This window comes from Pectobacterium jejuense (genome assembly GCF_026800125.1).
In the GTDB taxonomy this organism is placed as follows: Bacteria; Pseudomonadota; Gammaproteobacteria; order Enterobacterales; family Enterobacteriaceae; genus Pectobacterium; species Pectobacterium jejuense.
This window is the reverse complement of record NZ_JAPQKX010000002.1, coordinates 423,435-438,646: the sequence shown is the minus strand read 5'-3', so window position 1 is coordinate 438,646 and position 15,212 is coordinate 423,435. Positions and strand designations below refer to the sequence as shown.

17 protein-coding genes are annotated in these 15,212 nt (G+C 56.7%); 4 read left to right on the top strand and 13 right to left on the bottom strand.

Going from position 1 to position 15,212, the window contains the following annotated elements; all coding sequences use genetic code 11:
* Nucleotides 1-4: 4 nt before the first annotated feature.
* The 3 genes from NXT09_RS05450 to NXT09_RS05440 form a co-directional block, all read right to left on the bottom strand.
* The gene (locus NXT09_RS05450; RefSeq protein WP_039503383.1) at nt 5-940 is read right to left on the bottom strand and encodes a TIGR03756 family integrating conjugative element protein; all 936 of its coding nucleotides are present in this window, start codon (nt 938-940) and stop codon (nt 5-7) included.
* Nucleotides 937-1,371: a TIGR03757 family integrating conjugative element protein gene (locus tag NXT09_RS05445; protein WP_039503380.1), complete on the bottom strand. Its 435-nt coding sequence runs from the start codon at nt 1,369-1,371 to the stop codon at nt 937-939. Before NXT09_RS05445 ends, NXT09_RS05450 begins: the two co-directional genes overlap by 4 nt.
* Nucleotides 1,372-1,510: 139 nt before the next feature.
* Nucleotides 1,511-2,251 (bottom strand): DsbA family protein, encoded by a 741-nt coding sequence (locus tag NXT09_RS05440; RefSeq protein ID WP_039503378.1) that lies wholly within the window; start codon nt 2,249-2,251, stop codon nt 1,511-1,513.
* A gap of 196 nt (nt 2,252-2,447) precedes the next feature.
* On the opposite strand from NXT09_RS05440, the gene NXT09_RS05435 reads away from it, so the two are divergent.
* Both NXT09_RS05435 and NXT09_RS05430 read left to right on the top strand, forming a co-directional pair.
* On the top strand, nt 2,448-3,059 hold the full coding sequence (locus tag NXT09_RS05435) for a DUF6088 family protein (RefSeq protein ID WP_039503377.1): 612 nt from the start codon (nt 2,448-2,450) through the stop codon (nt 3,057-3,059).
* On the top strand, nt 3,052-4,071 hold the full coding sequence (locus tag NXT09_RS05430; RefSeq protein ID WP_039503376.1) for a nucleotidyl transferase AbiEii/AbiGii toxin family protein: 1,020 nt from the start codon (nt 3,052-3,054) through the stop codon (nt 4,069-4,071). The genes NXT09_RS05435 and NXT09_RS05430 overlap by 8 nt, the downstream gene beginning before the upstream one ends.
* On the opposite strand, the gene NXT09_RS05425 is transcribed toward NXT09_RS05430, so the two are convergent.
* The 10 genes from NXT09_RS05425 to NXT09_RS05380 form a co-directional block, all read right to left on the bottom strand.
* Entirely contained in the window at nt 4,072-6,921 is a 2,850-nt protein-coding gene (locus NXT09_RS05425; RefSeq protein ID WP_039503372.1) for a conjugative transfer ATPase, read from the bottom strand.
* Nucleotides 6,921-7,358: a TIGR03751 family conjugal transfer lipoprotein gene (locus tag NXT09_RS05420; RefSeq protein WP_039503370.1), complete on the bottom strand. Its 438-nt coding sequence runs from the start codon at nt 7,356-7,358 to the stop codon at nt 6,921-6,923. The genes NXT09_RS05425 and NXT09_RS05420 overlap by 1 nt, the downstream gene beginning before the upstream one ends.
* Nucleotides 7,339-8,745 (bottom strand): TIGR03752 family integrating conjugative element protein, encoded by a 1,407-nt coding sequence (locus NXT09_RS05415; RefSeq protein WP_039503369.1) that lies wholly within the window; start codon nt 8,743-8,745, stop codon nt 7,339-7,341. The genes NXT09_RS05420 and NXT09_RS05415 overlap by 20 nt, the downstream gene beginning before the upstream one ends.
* Nucleotides 8,735-9,637 carry a TIGR03749 family integrating conjugative element protein gene (locus NXT09_RS05410; protein ID WP_039503368.1) on the bottom strand — a complete coding sequence of 301 codons (903 nt, stop codon included), beginning with the start codon at nt 9,635-9,637 and terminating at the stop codon, nt 8,735-8,737. The genes NXT09_RS05415 and NXT09_RS05410 overlap by 11 nt, the downstream gene beginning before the upstream one ends.
* Nucleotides 9,634-10,314: a PFL_4703 family integrating conjugative element protein gene (locus tag NXT09_RS05405; protein ID WP_039503367.1), complete on the bottom strand. Its 681-nt coding sequence runs from the start codon at nt 10,312-10,314 to the stop codon at nt 9,634-9,636. The genes NXT09_RS05410 and NXT09_RS05405 overlap by 4 nt, the downstream gene beginning before the upstream one ends.
* Nucleotides 10,311-10,709 carry a TIGR03750 family conjugal transfer protein gene (locus NXT09_RS05400; protein WP_039503365.1) on the bottom strand — a complete coding sequence of 133 codons (399 nt, stop codon included), beginning with the start codon at nt 10,707-10,709 and terminating at the stop codon, nt 10,311-10,313. Before NXT09_RS05400 ends, NXT09_RS05405 begins: the two co-directional genes overlap by 4 nt.
* A 12-nt stretch (nt 10,710-10,721) precedes the next feature.
* A complete protein-coding gene (locus NXT09_RS05395; protein WP_039503364.1) occupies nt 10,722-11,081 on the bottom strand; it encodes a TIGR03745 family integrating conjugative element membrane protein in 360 nt (119 codons plus the stop codon).
* A gap of 18 nt (nt 11,082-11,099) precedes the next feature.
* The gene (locus NXT09_RS05390) at nt 11,100-11,333 is read right to left on the bottom strand and encodes a TIGR03758 family integrating conjugative element protein (RefSeq protein ID WP_039503363.1); all 234 of its coding nucleotides are present in this window, start codon (nt 11,331-11,333) and stop codon (nt 11,100-11,102) included.
* On the bottom strand, nt 11,330-11,707 hold the full coding sequence (locus NXT09_RS05385; protein ID WP_039503362.1) for an integrative conjugative element protein, RAQPRD family: 378 nt from the start codon (nt 11,705-11,707) through the stop codon (nt 11,330-11,332). Before NXT09_RS05385 ends, NXT09_RS05390 begins: the two co-directional genes overlap by 4 nt.
* A gap of 579 nt (nt 11,708-12,286) precedes the next feature.
* The gene (locus NXT09_RS05380) at nt 12,287-13,165 is read right to left on the bottom strand and encodes a LysR family transcriptional regulator (protein WP_039498902.1); all 879 of its coding nucleotides are present in this window, start codon (nt 13,163-13,165) and stop codon (nt 12,287-12,289) included.
* A gap of 175 nt (nt 13,166-13,340) precedes the next feature.
* On the opposite strand from NXT09_RS05380, the gene NXT09_RS05375 reads away from it, so the two are divergent.
* Complete coding sequence (locus NXT09_RS05375; protein ID WP_239458450.1) at nt 13,341-14,201, top strand: DMT family transporter; 861 nt, start codon at nt 13,341-13,343, stop codon at nt 14,199-14,201.
* Between the two features lies 1 nt (nt 14,202).
* Entirely contained in the window at nt 14,203-15,129 is a 927-nt protein-coding gene (locus NXT09_RS05370; RefSeq protein WP_039498900.1) for an AEC family transporter, read from the top strand.
* Nucleotides 15,130-15,212 lie beyond the last annotated feature (83 nt).

The following is a 15,212-nucleotide window of genomic DNA, read 5'->3' as shown; positions in this document are numbered from 1 at the left end:
GTCCTCAGTTGAAATCTACGCTGCCAAGAAAGGTCTGGCCGCGTCGCTGGCAGCAGCTATAAGGTCGCCAGAGTGCCCAGGCGTAGTTGTCTTGCTGTGCCTGAGTGTGTGTTCCGTTGTGTGGGAAGACCGTGCAGGAAGAGGTGGGACGAGGGGCCAATTCTTGCCATTTGCCGGTGGCAGCATCGCTTTCCATCAGTGCGCCTGCCGGCCAGTAACCGTCGCGTGCGTTGGCGAGCAGGGGTTGGTATACGTGCAGTTGCCCTCGGCGGGTCACGATATCGCCCGCCCGCTGGGCGACCACGGCGCTGGCCTTGTAGCTGTCCACCTGGTGCAGGAAACCGCCGCGTGGATAGACGTTGCCCCACAGGTTCAGTGCGGTGCGTGCGCCGATCTCGCGCATACCGGGGATCAGTGCCTCGGGGTACACCGTTTCGGGAATGTTGTAGCGCCACGCGATGGTATCGAGTGTGCTCAGCAGGTACGGCATGAAGGCGGTACCAGCACCGTCGCAGATGGTGCCTGATGATGCGGCAAACTGACTGAACACCTGGCCGCCGGGGTGGCCGATCACGTCTGCGTTACGGAAACTGGAGAGATTGTTCTCGTTGCCATGGTTACTGGTGCCGTCACCACCGCTCCGGGCCGTGGTGTTGGTTTGGCTCATGGCGCGTACTTCAAGCCATGGATTTTCCCCGGTGTTAGCGTAGCTCGACACTACGGCGTCGGGGACGTAGTGTCTGACTTTGACGGAGGTTCGAACCGTACATCCTAACTTGGTGCAAAGCAGCCAGTAGCAGATCCCGGTGACCCGGTATTCCAGGCAATCAGGGGATAATGATGAGGAGATGATGGCAGCGGTGTTGAGGGCAAACGAGGAACTGGCTGCCGTGAGCAAAACGGTGGCAAGACTGACGCGCAGGCGGCGGGGGAGTCTCATGGCTGAGCCCTCCTGTATGTGTTGATACGCGCCACTGCTTTGGCGACGTCAGGTTCGCCATAAACCACATAGCGTTGATCGACGATGACGGCTGGAAGGGTGGTAATGCCCAGGCTCCAGGCATCGACAACATCCTGATAGGCCTCGTTGATGCGTTGCTGCAGCGCTGTGCCGCCTTCTCTCAGGCGTTGTTGCACGATGATGGCGGCGCGTGCCGGGTCTTGGGGGAGGCTGGCAGCCAGTTCGGCCTCAATGCGTGAGGGGCCGTCCAGTTCGATGAGCCGGGTATTACCCAGGTTCTGAACCGGGTGTCGTGTGTCGGTGACGACAACTACATCTGCGGCCTGCGCCAGCGGGCTCAACAGGGCAGTCAGCATGACGATGGCAAGCGTATGCCACCAGAATGAAGAGGTTGAAGCGAGAGCCAGCATAGTGGAGCACCATGAAATTGATCATGGTGGTAGTCCACTCCAACTGGCCTCAGGAAGCGACAAACAATCAGGACATGGTGATCCCCTGTTTTAGAGAGCGTAAAAAAGTATCGAATCCCTCTGCTCTGAAGGCCACAGACTACCTGGGCGTGTGGTCAATGATGTCAGCAGGCAATTTGGGCTCCTCATCCGAGGCTTGTGGGGCGGAGAGCAGATCCAGCGCCGATAGCAAAGCATCCCCCTGTACTGGACCTGTCAGTAACATGGCGCGGTTGGTCTGCTGGTCGATCAGTCGCAGCGATGGCGTAGCCTGTACGCCTTCCTGGTGTGCCTGTTCGACCTGACGGCGGATCAAGTGGTGGGGCCATTCGCTATCCATGCAGGACCGCATCGCCTGATTCAATCCGGGGGGCGTGGTATTCGGTGGCAGTCCCTCGCCGTTGCCTCGGGTGTGCTGGTAGATCCAGGTAATCATCTGCCAGTAGGCATCGTGACCACCGCTTTTGCCGGCGCACTCTGCCATGCTGGCCAGGTGCGATGCTGCAGGTTCATGCGAACTCAGGATCAGGTGATGCCATTGCAAACGAATATCGTGTTGCTGCGCGATCCAGTGTGTCAACTCAGGGTAGTAATCCTTGCAGTAGGGGCACTCCAGATCCGCGTACAGGATCAGGGTGAAACGGGCATTCGCTGCGCCTTGATGCCAATGAGAAACGGATGGGGCGGGTGGCGAGTTTACATGGCCACTTATCGGATGCGAAGGTCCCTGAGGCAATGGAGCATAGAGACGCCAGATCAGCAGTATCAGGATGGTGAGTATCACTATGGTCGTGGGCCATGCCAGACGGCGAAGTGTTTTGATCTGAAAAATGGTGGTCATTTTTACGGTAGCTCCGGGATGGATAGGGACAGCGCCGATAGCTGAGTCGAACATGATTGGATGGTGGTGTAGAGCAACAATCCGGTATCTGCGAACACGCTTTCCCGCCATGGATGATGGCGTCTTTTTAGGGGAGCTTTGCAGCATTGCGACGTGTTAGATTTTTTTATAGAATATCTAACAAAAGGAGGCTGTCATGAATACATCCCAAGCCATTCGAGAACGTATCGCTGCCCAGTTGGCAGGCGAGCCTTTCACGCCTGCTCTTTTTGCCGGGTTGGGGTCGCGTGCGGCTATTGATCAGGCGCTGATGCGGCTTAACAAGGCTGGCAGTATTGAGCGCCTCGGCCATGGTTTGTATGTCGTACCCAAAGTGGGTCGCTTTGGCATCAAGACGTTGCCCGCACCTGAGCAGATAGCACATACACTGGCTGATGCGGAAGGGGCGACGATTGAGATCCATGGTGCCGAGGCCGCACGGCGTTTTGGCTTCTCTACGCAGATGCCTGCGCAGGCGGTGTTCTATACCAGTGGTTCGTCCCGGGCAGTCCGGCTAGGAAAAATGACGGTCCGATTGCAACATGTCGCCTCACGCAAACTGGTATTGGCCGGTCGACCCGCAGGTCAGGCGCTGTCGGCGCTCTGGTATCTGGGGCGTCATCAGGTCACGTCTGGTACCTTTCGACGGATCGCACAAAAGTTGGCACCTGCTGAATTTCAGGCCCTGTGTTCTGCCAAGGCGTCGATGCCTGCATGGATGCTGGACGCATTGAGTGGCTATGAACGCAGCGAGGAAAAGTATGTCTGATACGTCAGTTGTATCCTATTTTGATTTGACGCCCGTTGAGCAGGCCGAGCTATTGAATGGTCTGGCTCCGGGACTGGGGCGTCGCGCTGAAATTCTGGAAAAAGACATCTGGTTGTGCCAGATACTGGGCGTACTCTTTGCGTTACCCTGCTGCAAGCCGATGGCCTTCAAAGGAGGGACGTCTCTGTCGAAGGTGTATCAGGCTATCGAGCGTTTCTCCGAAGATATTGATGTCACCATTGATTATCAAAGTCTGGTGTCGGATGTGCCCGAGCTGGCCACACTGTCCGGAAACAAGCGTCGCAAACTGTCTGACACGCTCAGGGATACCTTGGCTGCGCATGTCAACGGGGAACTGGTGCCAGCACTGCGTGCGGCATTGCGACAGAGCCTTCCAAATCACGAAATCACGATTGAAATCAGTGATAATGCAGAAGAGCTCAGGCTCTATTACCCCAGTGCGGTGGAGAACACCGATCCCTATCTGCGGCCCAGTGTGTTGATCGAGTTCGGCGGCAGAAATGCGACCTTTCCCCGGGATGTGCTGACCATCGTGCCGGACGTTGCCGCCTATGTGCCGGGCTTGGTATTTCCAACGGCGCAAGTTGCCGTACTGTCGCCGATGCGTACCTTTTGGGAGAAGGCCACGCTCATTCATGTTGAATGCAACCGCCCGGAACTGCGTGGCAGTGCTGAACGGCTGTCGCGGCATTGGTACGATCTGGCGCGGCTTGCTGACCATGATATCGGTCGTCAGGCTTTGGATGATATCCCGCTGTTGCAGGATGTGCTGAACATCAAAGAAACCTTCTTTCGCAGCAGTTTCAGCCATTACGATCGCTGTCTGACAGGAGAACTGAGGCTGATCCCAGATGTGGCGCTGCTTGATGCGTTGAGACAGGATTATCAGGCGATGCTGAACGCCCGGATGTTCTATGGTGAGATCCTGTCGTTTGATGACATTGTTGAACGGTTGACCCGCCTGGAGCGGCAGATCAATCAGCCCCGCTGATTACCTTTGCGCCATGGGCGTGATACCACGCGCATGATCAATCATTTCGGCCACTTTGAACGCCGCATCCAACTCCCCAATCCCGAACTGCTGCATCAGTTGGTAGCGTTCGGCTTTTTCCTCGGGCTCGGTCTGCGCCAGGGCGAGATAGAGACTGGGCGGTACGGCACGGAAGAGCACTTCCAGGTTCTTAGAGAGGATGACGCCTTCGGTGAATTTGCCGGATTCTTTGCGTGCGGACAGCATCAGCGCTTTCTGCGCGGGTGTCAGTTCCCTGAATCGTGCGATTTTCTCGACTTCGTCGGGCGGCATCGACAGGCAAATCCACCACTCGATCATGTTGAGCATCGGTTCTGCGGCCTTTGGCAGATCGTCGATGTTCTGCGTTGCGAGCCAGAACCATGCCCCAAGTTTGCGCCACATTTTCGTGACCTTCACGACGTAGGGCGAGAGCAAGGGGTTTTTGGTGATGATATGGCCTTCGTCTGTCACGTTGAGGATAGGGCGGCCCAGGAACTGATCGCGCTCGGCGATGTTGTTGACGGTATTGATCAGCGAGATATAGGCGATCGACAGTTGTGCGTTGTAGCCTTCGCGTGCATAGGTTGCCAGGTCGACCAGGGTGATGTCGGCCTCGGGCCAGGGGGTGCCGTCGCGGTCGAACATTTCACCATCGCTGCCCTGGCAGAACATATCCATGGCGTCGGCCATCTCCAGCAAACGGGCACGCCGGATTTCTGGCAACGTGGTGTCATGACCCCGTTCACGTAGCGCATCGCGCACGTCACGGGTCAGCACGGTACGGTTGGCAGCGACGCAGCGCTGAGCGGCGTCCAGAATGCATTGGCGGATCAACGAGCGATCGGCGCGGGTCATGCGGGCTTCTTCCTTGTCTTCACCCCCCGTGATCATTAAACGTGCGGTGATCTCCAGCTCGCCCAGCACATCACGCTGTTCGTCGGCCTCGGTTTCCTTGCTCTGTGGCTCGTCATCGAGTTCATCGGCATCGAGTGTTTGTACATCACTGGGGGTTTCGATGAGTCTGCGGGCATCGGCGAACGGTGCGAGACTGACGCCAGCACCTGGAGCGAGCTTGACACGGTTGACAGTCAGCCCTAAACGCCGGGCGAACTCGCAGAACAGTCCGAAGGAATTGCCAGCCTCCACAATGAAGATCCGTGGACGATAGATGGCGGTGACCTGATTGAGCAGGTTGTTGAGGGTGGCGCTCTTGCCCGACCCCGTAGGGCCGAACAGGAAAAGGTGCGCATTCATCTGCCGATCCAGGCGGTTGAAGGGGTCAAACGTGATCAGGCCGCCTCCACGATTGAAGACAGTGATCCCCGGGTGACCTGTACCCCGGCTACGTCCCCAGGTCGGTGAGAGGTTGGCCACATGCTGGGCGAACATCAGTTGTGTGTACCACTGTTTGCGGTCCTGGGCTGGGTTGTACATACACGGCAGCCAGCGCAGATAGGTGTTGAGCGGCGCGACCTCGTCCTCTTCGCGTACCGGCTGCAGGCCTGCGCCCAGCATCACGTTGGCCAGTTGCAGTCCCCGGCTGTCGAGTTCTTCTTCATCCTTGCCACGAAGGTAAAAGGCCAGGCTGGCACGGTATAGTTTGTGGGCGCTGCCGATCAGTGAGCGTGCCTCTTGCACATCCGCCAGGGTTTGTTCGGAGGCCAGCGTTTCGCCAACGGCTTTCTTTGCCAGATGATTCAGGTGTGTTTCGAGTACGTCCTGTGGTGTGGCAACCAGTGTCAGGCACATCATCGTGTCTTCCGGCATCTGGTCGAATAAGGTGTTGATGGCGTCGCCTTTGCGATTCTCGCCTGTCATATGACCCACACTGGGCGGTGTGCGCAGGCGGTCGGTCGTCATCACCCGATGCGGCATGCCGTCAAAGTGCCACTCGCCCCGGGCCGTATCTGAACGTGGCTGGCCGAAGAACAGCCTCTGGCTGAAATCGCACCCGGAGGCCAGCTCGATTTCGTCGAGGTCGTGGGTGTCCGGGTAGGCGGTCAATTGGTAGAAGCGTTCGCGGTCTTCGGCGCTGGGGCCCAGCAGCGTGGGATGTGGGTTGAACCAGCGCAGCAGCCAGTTGTGGATGTGCGATGCATCCAGACGCTGTGCGCGGATGCCTGCGTTGGCCAGACCACCGTTCAGGCGATCACAAACCACATTCAAAGCCTGTTCGGGCATCAGACCACGTCGCGTCGTGCTGCCTGCGGTGCGGCGATAGACGACCATGCGTACCCGTCGAGTTTGCCCTCGCCAGGGCAGGCGCGTGACCGTCGTATCCTCGAACAGGCCTCCCTGCTTTGCTACTGCGCGCAGGTGATGGGCCATCGAATGCAGATAGAATTCGGTAAAGCGTGAGCGCTGCGCACGCGGCTGGATGTAGCCCTTGAGGGTCTGCAGATACTGATCAAAGTTGGTCTCGTCCTGAGCGTAGAGTTGCAGTACCCAGGGATTGTCGTCGAGCTCGTCGAAGCTGTCCTGCAGCGCGTTTTCCAGCGCATCCCGTGCCTGGGCCAGCCAGACCGGCTCACGGCCTTCTGTACCCAGCGGGGTCAGTTCAAAGAAGGCGGCGACTGAGACACCATCCTCCAGCAGCATACTTTGTGATTCGGGCAAATATTCAACCCAGGGCAGCAACGCGACAAACGACGGGGCCACCTCGTACAAGGCCTGCTCATCGGCCTGGGTGGCGGGACGGCTCCCCCTTACGCTGGCACCGGGTTCGGGAATGCCTGCCTGCTGTAGTGTATCGATGTGGCGCTGCCAGCCGTCCGGCTGTTCGCCTTTGGTCGGCACTGTGGGTTTGCGCCAGGGAAACGACCAGACCATCAGTAGTCCTCCGTACGTTCGCCCGGCATCGCGTATTGCACACGCTGGTAGAGGGGGAAGATGGTGGTGTAACCCGGTACAGGAACCGGGTCTGTCCCCGCCAGATGCGGGAACACGTACATCAGCAGGTCGGGGTTGGGCAGTCGCTGGAACTGGCTGCGTACTTCATTGGCGGCGGTACGCGTGTAGTGTGCCTGTTCTGCAGGAGCAGCTTGCCTATCCGCATGGCTGAGTGGACGGCGCAAGCTCTGACGGGCATCGAGCAGTTGGCGATAGGCCATCTGTCCCACTCGACCTCCATTGCCGCTCTCTTGCTGCCAGATGTCCTGCATGGTTCGACCCCCATGGGGTAACACGTCTTCCTTGCTCGTGGCGCAGCCGGTCAATACGCTCACGGATAGCATGATTGCCAGCGGTTTAGTCCAGTTCGAACGCATGGCTTTCTCCAGTACGATGGTCGACCTTGCGGCCTTCGGTGTCGTAGTCAATGGCGAGCGGTTTTTCGAGGTGAACGGCGACGTGTGCGCCTGGCTTCACATAGACTGCTGCGAAGGCCTGGCCATAGAGTTTGTTGACCCAGTCAGACATGTCACGTACGCCGCCGGCAAGAATGCGGCCCACAGCCTCGTTGCTGCTGATGCCCACGGTGCCGATGGAGCCGTCGGCACCGGCGTAGGACATCTGACCGCTGTCCGAATCGATGAGGGATGCCGCGCCTGCGCCTGCTGCGGTGATCAAAGCCTGTGTACCGAGATACTGCTGGGCATTGCTGCGGCGCTCGCCGGACACGCACGGGATACCGTAGGGATCACTGATCCACCCGAGACCGTTCTGGTCATTGCTTTGCTGATTACTGCGTTCGCTGTCTTGCGGAATGGTGCGGATGGTGCCGTCGTGGAAAACGAAGGTGATTGAGCGTACCTGTCCCCTGACGCACGAGAGCGTCCAGTCGCCGGACGCGGTGCCACTGAACACAGCGCCAGCCACATCAGGGATATCGATGCCGTTGGCCGTCAGATTGTCGGGGCCGACCAAGACTTTGAAAGGGTAAGGGTCATTGACGGTGCCGTCGATCGGTACGCGGCCAATCAAGGCTGTCATCGCGACTGAACCCATCAGTGTTGAATTGGTTGGGACGGTGTAAACGGCCCTGGCGGGGTTGGCTCTGGTCGCGTTTGTGCGGGTACTGGTGACGCTTTCGACCGTGGTGTCCAGCGTCTTCTGGGCGGGCCCGAAACGTGTCGGAAAGTTCAGCGCAGCGTTGCCATGACGGCCATCAGTCTGTCTGGCATCATCAGGCTCTACCCAGCGGATCGTGGCCTCGTCGCTGAATCCTTCAGCATCCCCGTCTCGCAGGCCAAGGCCGACTGGCAGGTCGCCGTGACCGGCGTTGCCGATACTGTCCTGCCGCCGTTGCAAATCTGCCAGCAGACCCTCAGTTTGTTGGCGCTCGTTGTTGAGTTGCTCCTGGTCGCGGCGAAGGCTGGCCCGCTCGGATTCCAGTGTGGTACTGATACGCTGGTCAATGGCACTTTCACGTTGACGCAGACGCTGGTTTTCTTCTCGTTGTGCCCGGTTGTCGGTGGTGGCGGTTTGTAGCTCAGTGCGCAGTTGCCGAACCTGGGCCACCAGCGTCGCGACAGTATCGCGTGGTGTGTCCCCTTCGATGCCCAGCGCCTTCATTTCCTCCGGGGTGAGCTGGCTGCCCGTCTCTGCCGTGGCAGAGGACTGTGTGCCGCCACCAGAGAACAGGCGGATGCCAACGAACAGGACCAGCAGTGCGACGGGGATCATCAGCCATTTCAACAGACCATTACTGCGCATGATGTACCTCCGTTGTCGGGGGTGTGGTGGCAGGCACGTGCATGGCAGGATCAAAGCGTTGGATGGCGGGCAGTAGCGACTGCGGCAGTCCGTGCTTACGGGTAACCAGATACAGCACCGTGGTGTCTTCGGGGGAGCCGCGTGGGCCGAGTGCCGTATGCTGGAAAGTGGCGGTGAGGAAATCACCTTGCAGTTCGCGGGGATCGAGTTCAATCCAGCCATTGCCTGTATGTGTGAGTCGCACGGCAGTGACCCACTGATCTTCCAATCGCCATGAGGCCAGCGCTTTTGCCTGTACAGGCAGTGTCGGCAGCAGCGTATCCAGTGGCAGGTCGCGGCGCAGGCTGATACGCATTATGCCGGGTACAGGCTCTAGGGTGCGTAATGGTGCGTACAGGCTTTGTGCGGCGTAACGTGTGAGTACCACGGCCACAGGTGTTTCACGTTGCGCCGGCCTGGCCTGGTCTGCCGTGGGGGCGGGGGTTGCGTTGTCTGGCGGCTGACCATAGCGGGGTGGGGTGGCATTACCCTCAACGATGCGTATCGGCTCAAGTACTGACTCGCCGTCTTTGGCAGTAGTGGCCGCAATGTCGAGCAGGATCAGTGCACCGCTGTCTGCGTCCTGCAACTGCAATCGGGTGGGTTCGATAGGCTCGCTGGCACGCAGGTAGATGGCTCCACCTGCGCTCTGTACACGCAGACGGTCGCCGATGCTGGCCGGGACGCCGACACGGACATTGCGATCTACGAACACAATGCGTTCCTGCCCAACATAAAGTGGCACGGCAAGTGGCAGCCGCTCCCAGCGCAGGATTTCCACGGCATGGAGCGCAGGAGCCTGTACCAAGGCCATCAACCCCAGCCAGATGAGACAGAGACGACGATGTTTCATGGGGTTTCTCCTTGTATGCCCAGGCCGCCACGACTGGGGGCTTCCTGTGCCGGGGCTGCGATGCGCTGCGGGGCACCGTCATAGCAGTCCAGCATGAGGCCGAACGGGTTACGGGCTGGATCGATATCTGCACGCGTGACTTTCACTGGATAGCGCACCAGAGCGCGTTTGACCTGCTCCGGGCCGTGGTACTCGTCGGCGCTGAGGTCGAGTGTGACGACCCAATCGCGGTCAGAGATCACGCGTACCCGTGCTGTAGGGTTATCGCCATAGCCGCGACCGGGAATTTCGTAGACGCCGCGTACACGTTGCCGCAGTTCGCCCGTGCTGCGGCGATAGTCGTAATCTGCCTGCAAAAAGGCACGGCATGCCGGGGTGAAATACGGTGATAACGCATGGAGGTTGCGCGTGTAGTCCTCTTCTCCGTTAGTCGGCCAGCGGTTGAGTTGCTGGAACACATAGAAGGTGAAGGCGTAGACCGATTCGGGGGGCACTTCCCACCAGGCCCGGGAACTTCCCGAACGCAGATCAGGGGGGACATGGATCGTCAGATCGCGCGGTGCGCTCCACCAACCGGCCCCCATGACCAGTGTCACTAGCAGTAATGCGCTGGCACCGATGCGAAGGGTCTTGATGTGCGCTTGTAGATGCGTGACTTCGTTCTTGAATCGGCTCATCGTATCGCCCTCCGGTTTGACCAAAAACCCGAGTGTGTGATGAGTCGGTGCCCACCGACCCAGTCAGTGAGCAGCGGATAGCGGGTCGTGATGTGCCATTGCAACTGGCGGTACAACCAGGTGTCGGGTCGACCGCGTTTCTGTCGTCGCAGGAAGCCGCCACCGACGAATACGCCGCAGGCGATGCCCAGCATAATGCAGGTTGGTGCCAGAGCGATGGTCGAAAATAGCCAGGACAGCGGGATGCCGATGAGCAACCCGGCGCTACCGGACAGGCCACAACAGATCCACAATTCATCGGCCGTCAGGCCGCGCACCACCACCGGATGCCGATTGAGCCGATGCGGCAGGAACGTGACGGTGCCGTCTGCTCGGATATGAGGATGTGCTGACATGTCCAGCCCCTCTTACAAAATGCCGGTGGCTTCGGTGAGCAGCCAGATACCGATCACGAGCAGCACCGCCCCAACCGCAACCGTCAGGCCGAACTGGCCCCAGGTTTTTTTGCCGTTGTGGATCTCGGCGTAGGTGCCGTACGCGTGATAGCACACGCCGATGAACATGCTGGCAACCACCAGAAGCGCCACCAGCAGCACGATGTCGTAGCCATAGTTGCGGATGGTTTCCATGATGCCGCCACCTGTGCCACGAGACGGGTTTTCCAGTTGCGGCAATCCCTGTGCGAATGACAGTGTAGGCAGGGTGGTCAGGCTCAAAGCGAGAGCTGCGCGCTGAACGAGGCGAGTGGGAGAGTGGTGGTATTTCATGGGGTTGATCCTTTCTGGTTACGAGAGGAGGGAAAACGTCAGTACGAGGTACATCGCGAGAAAGCGCACGATGACACCGAGAAACTGACGCTGGTTGAGCTGGTTCTCGGCCCAGCCTACGTAGGCGGTGCGGATGGCCCACGCTCCCCATAGCAGCAGCACCGCGAATACGATGCCGACGAGGACAGTGGACATGGCTGCAGGTGTAACACTGCTGTTTGCCTGGAAGGCGCTGATCTGTGCGGCAGTCATGGCTGGTCCTTCGGGAAGGTGCCACTGTGTTTTGCTGTCGATTCCTGGCGGTAGTTACCGTTCAGCTCTGTAGGATCGCGCGGCTGGGCACGGGATGGCGTGAGATGAGCCTGGATACCGATGCGTATGCGAGTAAGATCAGCGCGTAGCCTTGGGTAGTCGAAGTGATAGCGTTCTCTTGGTTCTGCGGATGTTCTGGATACACTCTGCACGACGAGGCGTTCCAGTGCGTCGAGTTGCCTTAGTGCAGCAACCAGATCCTGGCGTTGTGTTGGTGTGTCTGCATGGGCTGTCAGTGGGAGGTTCACTAATAGGGCAGTGAGTAGCAACGGTGCGCCGAAACGCACCGCGCAGAGACGGGTTAGTAGTGCCATCGCGCGATATCCTCGTTAGATCAACAATGGGGTGATCGTGGCGATGTAAGGGGAGCAGGTCTGCAAACAATGGGAACTGGATAGTATCCAGATTGATGGAAAAAGCAGTAACAATCCAGATCTCACAAGTTTTGATCTTTAGGTAGATATTTCGTCTATCTCATGTAGACGTCCCTGGCTGTAACATGTACGTATTTTTTGAACGTTAATGACCAGAGAGAGTGTTATATCAGAGACGATGATGAACTATTCTCAGGCACGCAGTTGATAGGTATATCGCCGTGCTAGTAACCTGTCGCTTGTGACGTGTCGATTATCACTAGTGATTTAATAAGGTTGGGTCAAGTCAGGGGGCAACCAGCAGGAGAGACATGTATGATGGTTCGACGTTCTTTGTTGGACTGCCATTGTGGGGGATCTGCAGGTTTCTGCCATGCTCACGAGTGGGAGCATAACTAATGCAGTGGTAGATTTTCTTGATAAACAGAAATGTAGTGTAGCGTCTCAATTGAGTAGCTCCTGCGGCCAGCATTAACTTCCTTAGTAAATAGGGGGTAGAAGTTCTGGGTTTCTTTTTTATTATCTCAAAATAGATTTTGCTACTTTCAAAAAGGCATTTGTTGCCGGGCTTGCCTGATTTTTGTTGGGAACAGCCAAGCCAATGAACCTTCTTGCTTTAGGGGTTAGCGGACGTTTTACTACTCCAGGGCATAAGGCCATAATCTGAGCTGGAACGGCAAGGTCTGCAACGATTGAAACACCCGCGCCACTTTCCACCATTTTTACAATAGTGATTATTTGGGAGTATTTGTGCTTGATCATTGGGTGAAAGTTTCCTGCGGAGAAAATTTCCTCGACATATCTCCCACTGCCAGCAAGGGTCATGATAAATGGTATTTTGCATAGGTCTGATAAGTGAATGGCCTGGCGCTTAGCCAGCGTATGATCAGTAGGTACCAACGCCACAAACTGATCCTCCACCAGTGAAATAGTATCAAAGTGGTCACTGGGCAGAACAACAAAACCTATGTCCACATGCCGCTCGGTTATCCATTGATTAACTTCGCTATCTGTTCCTTCTTCTACCAGAACGTCAATTCCTGGGTAAATTTCATTGAATTTTTGGAGAATTTTAGGAAGCAACTGCAATGATGATGATATGCCAAGTGAGCCGATTCTTAGTATGCCCTGATTGACTCCTCGAATAGCGGATATCTCTTGGTGCATGGCTTCTGAAATACTAAGAATCTCCCGTGCTCTGACTAGAATACCTTGGCCTACGGTGGTGACTTCGATAGTTGCCTGTCCTCGTGTAAGCAATGTCAGACCCCATTCTTTTTCCAAATTTTTGATAGCATGGGAAACCGCCGACTGACTGATACCCAGTTCCCCTGCGGCTGCCGTGAAACTGCCAAGTTTCGCCACAAGGGCAAATATTTCCAGTTGAGTGAAGGTCATTAATAATCCTATTTTGTCATGAGTTATTACTCATTTTACTATTATATTAAATGAGTAATAGAATTTGAGACCAGCGACAAGACAATAAACTACGGATTCTCCTATGACTACTTCAACAGCCACTACTTCGCCGACTGCAGAGCGGCCCTCCTTAAGTCCCATGTTGGGGGCCAAGTTGACCTTGGTTGCATTTTTCTGGGGGGGGACTTTCATAGCGGGTCGGGTGCTGGCCCTGTCTATGCCTCTTATGACAGCGGCTTTCTGTCGTTTCCTTGTTGCCGCTGTGCTGCTGCTTCTGCTGTCATTAAAGTTAGAAGGTGGATTGCCCCGCCTGAATCGTTCCCAAATGCTTACGACAGCGGCGCTGGGGTTGACAGGAATATTTCTATACAGCGTTTTTTTCTTTGGTGCCTTGGCACAGATTCCCGCTGGGCGAACCGCATTGTTTGTTAGCCTAAATCCAATTGTGACTGCTATTGCTGCCAGTTTTATATTCAGAGAGCGTCTTGGGGCGAAGAGATGGCTTGGTATCGGTATAGCTTTGGCTGGGGCAATGATAGTGATTACGCGGGGCGACTTTCTAGGCGCTTTACACGACATCAGTCAGTCATTTGGGATCGGGGAAATGCTCATGTCATGTGCCGTACTAAGCTGGGCTGCCTATACATTAATTTCACGAAAGGCGATGGAGTCTCTTTCGCCCGTTGCCGCAACAACCTATGCCACCTTGTGGGGGTTATTTTTCCTTCTTATGGCCTCAGTAAAAGAAATGAGCTCGATTCAATGGCTTTCCCTAGGTTGGTCTGTTTGGGCCTCTATCTTTTACCTCGGTGCAGTGGGAACGGTGGTCGCGTTTATTTGGTATTACCAGGGAATCAAGGCGGTAGGCCCATCAAGGGCTGCAGTATTCACCAATCTCGTTCCTGCCTTCGGCGTGTTGTTATCGGCTGGATTGCTTCAGGAGCCAATTCTCATTTCCATGCTGATCGGTGGCGCATTGTCCGCAGTGGGCGTTTCCTTGACGAATCGGAAATGAAATGATTGCCTCCATGTTGCTGGCTTTGGTACCGATTGCCCTACTGATTACTCTTGGGGCAGGAGTTCGGCGGTATGAATTCATCGCGGAAACGTTTTGGCCGCAGGCAGAGCGACTGGGTTACTACATCTTATTACCCTCACTCTTTCTTCATGGATTGGCGACGGCGGACCTGTCTGGATTGCCTGTGCTGACAATGGTGGGCTCCCTGGTGCTGTCGACCGTGGCCGTGGCAAGTCTTATAGTGATTTTTCGCCGGTGGCTGCCAGTGACTGACCCCGCTTTCACTTCCGTGTTCCAAGGAGGAGTGCGATTCAATAACTATGTGGGCGTATCGGTCGCAGCAGGGCTGTTCGGATCCCAGGGGATCGCGCTGGCAGCGGTCGCCAATGCGGCGATTGTGCCAACGGTCAATATTCTGTGTGTGCTCGTTTTTGCGCGCTACTGCAATCGTGGTTTCTTTTCTGTGAAAAGCATAATACAGCAACTCATGAGCAATCCCCTGGTGGCAGCGTGCCTCATTGGTATCATCCTGCAGGTAACAGGCTGGGGGCTGCCGAGTGGCATTGAACCTGTTCTTAAAGCATTGGGGCAGGCTTCCCTGCCTCTGGGCTTGCTGTGCGTCGGGGCAGCCTTGGACTTCTCCTCGGTTCGAAAATGGGTGCGTCCAGTGTTGCTTTCATCCCTGGCAAAGTTTGTTCTCATGCCACTGGCAACTCTGGGAGCTTGCTATGCTTTGGACCTGCAAGGACCGGCCGCTGTGGCTGCCTTGCTCTTTCAGGCGCTACCCACTGCCTCTTCGTCATACATCATGGCGCGCCAACTTGGAGGGGATGCCCCACTTATGGCCGGAATAATTGCCAGCCAAACCCTTTTGGCTGGCTTGGCTCTGCCGTTTGCTGTGTCGTGTTTGTCCGGTTGGACGTAGGGGCTTGTCTATTGAGGGGCAGGACGTATTACACGTTCGCAACGAGGGTTGATCGAGTAGTCTTAATTTAAGACGAATAAGGT

Excerpts from the sequence above, each read along its gene's own strand:
- NXT09_RS05450 (WP_039503383.1), bottom strand. The coding sequence starts at position 940 with ATGAGACTCCCCCGCCGCCTGCGCGTCAGTCTTGCCACCGTTTTGCTC.
- NXT09_RS05445 (WP_039503380.1), bottom strand. The coding sequence starts at position 1,371 with ATGCTGGCTCTCGCTTCAACCTCTTCATTCTGGTGGCATACGCTTGCC.
- NXT09_RS05440 (WP_039503378.1), bottom strand. The coding sequence starts at position 2,251 with ATGACCACCATTTTTCAGATCAAAACACTTCGCCGTCTGGCATGGCCC.
- NXT09_RS05435 (WP_039503377.1), top strand. The coding sequence starts at position 2,448 with ATGAATACATCCCAAGCCATTCGAGAACGTATCGCTGCCCAGTTGGCA.
- NXT09_RS05430 (WP_039503376.1), top strand. The coding sequence starts at position 3,052 with ATGTCTGATACGTCAGTTGTATCCTATTTTGATTTGACGCCCGTTGAG.
- NXT09_RS05425 (WP_039503372.1), bottom strand. The coding sequence starts at position 6,921 with ATGGTCTGGTCGTTTCCCTGGCGCAAACCCACAGTGCCGACCAAAGGC.
- NXT09_RS05420 (WP_039503370.1), bottom strand. The coding sequence starts at position 7,358 with ATGCGTTCGAACTGGACTAAACCGCTGGCAATCATGCTATCCGTGAGC.
- NXT09_RS05415 (WP_039503369.1), bottom strand. The coding sequence starts at position 8,745 with ATGCGCAGTAATGGTCTGTTGAAATGGCTGATGATCCCCGTCGCACTG.
- NXT09_RS05410 (WP_039503368.1), bottom strand. The coding sequence starts at position 9,637 with ATGAAACATCGTCGTCTCTGTCTCATCTGGCTGGGGTTGATGGCCTTG.
- NXT09_RS05405 (WP_039503367.1), bottom strand. The coding sequence starts at position 10,314 with ATGAGCCGATTCAAGAACGAAGTCACGCATCTACAAGCGCACATCAAG.
- NXT09_RS05400 (WP_039503365.1), bottom strand. The coding sequence starts at position 10,709 with ATGTCAGCACATCCTCATATCCGAGCAGACGGCACCGTCACGTTCCTG.
- NXT09_RS05395 (WP_039503364.1), bottom strand. The coding sequence starts at position 11,081 with ATGAAATACCACCACTCTCCCACTCGCCTCGTTCAGCGCGCAGCTCTC.
- NXT09_RS05390 (WP_039503363.1), bottom strand. The coding sequence starts at position 11,333 with ATGACTGCCGCACAGATCAGCGCCTTCCAGGCAAACAGCAGTGTTACA.
- NXT09_RS05385 (WP_039503362.1), bottom strand. The coding sequence starts at position 11,707 with ATGGCACTACTAACCCGTCTCTGCGCGGTGCGTTTCGGCGCACCGTTG.
- NXT09_RS05380 (WP_039498902.1), bottom strand. The coding sequence starts at position 13,165 with ATGACCTTCACTCAACTGGAAATATTTGCCCTTGTGGCGAAACTTGGC.
- NXT09_RS05370 (WP_039498900.1), top strand. The coding sequence starts at position 14,203 with ATGATTGCCTCCATGTTGCTGGCTTTGGTACCGATTGCCCTACTGATT.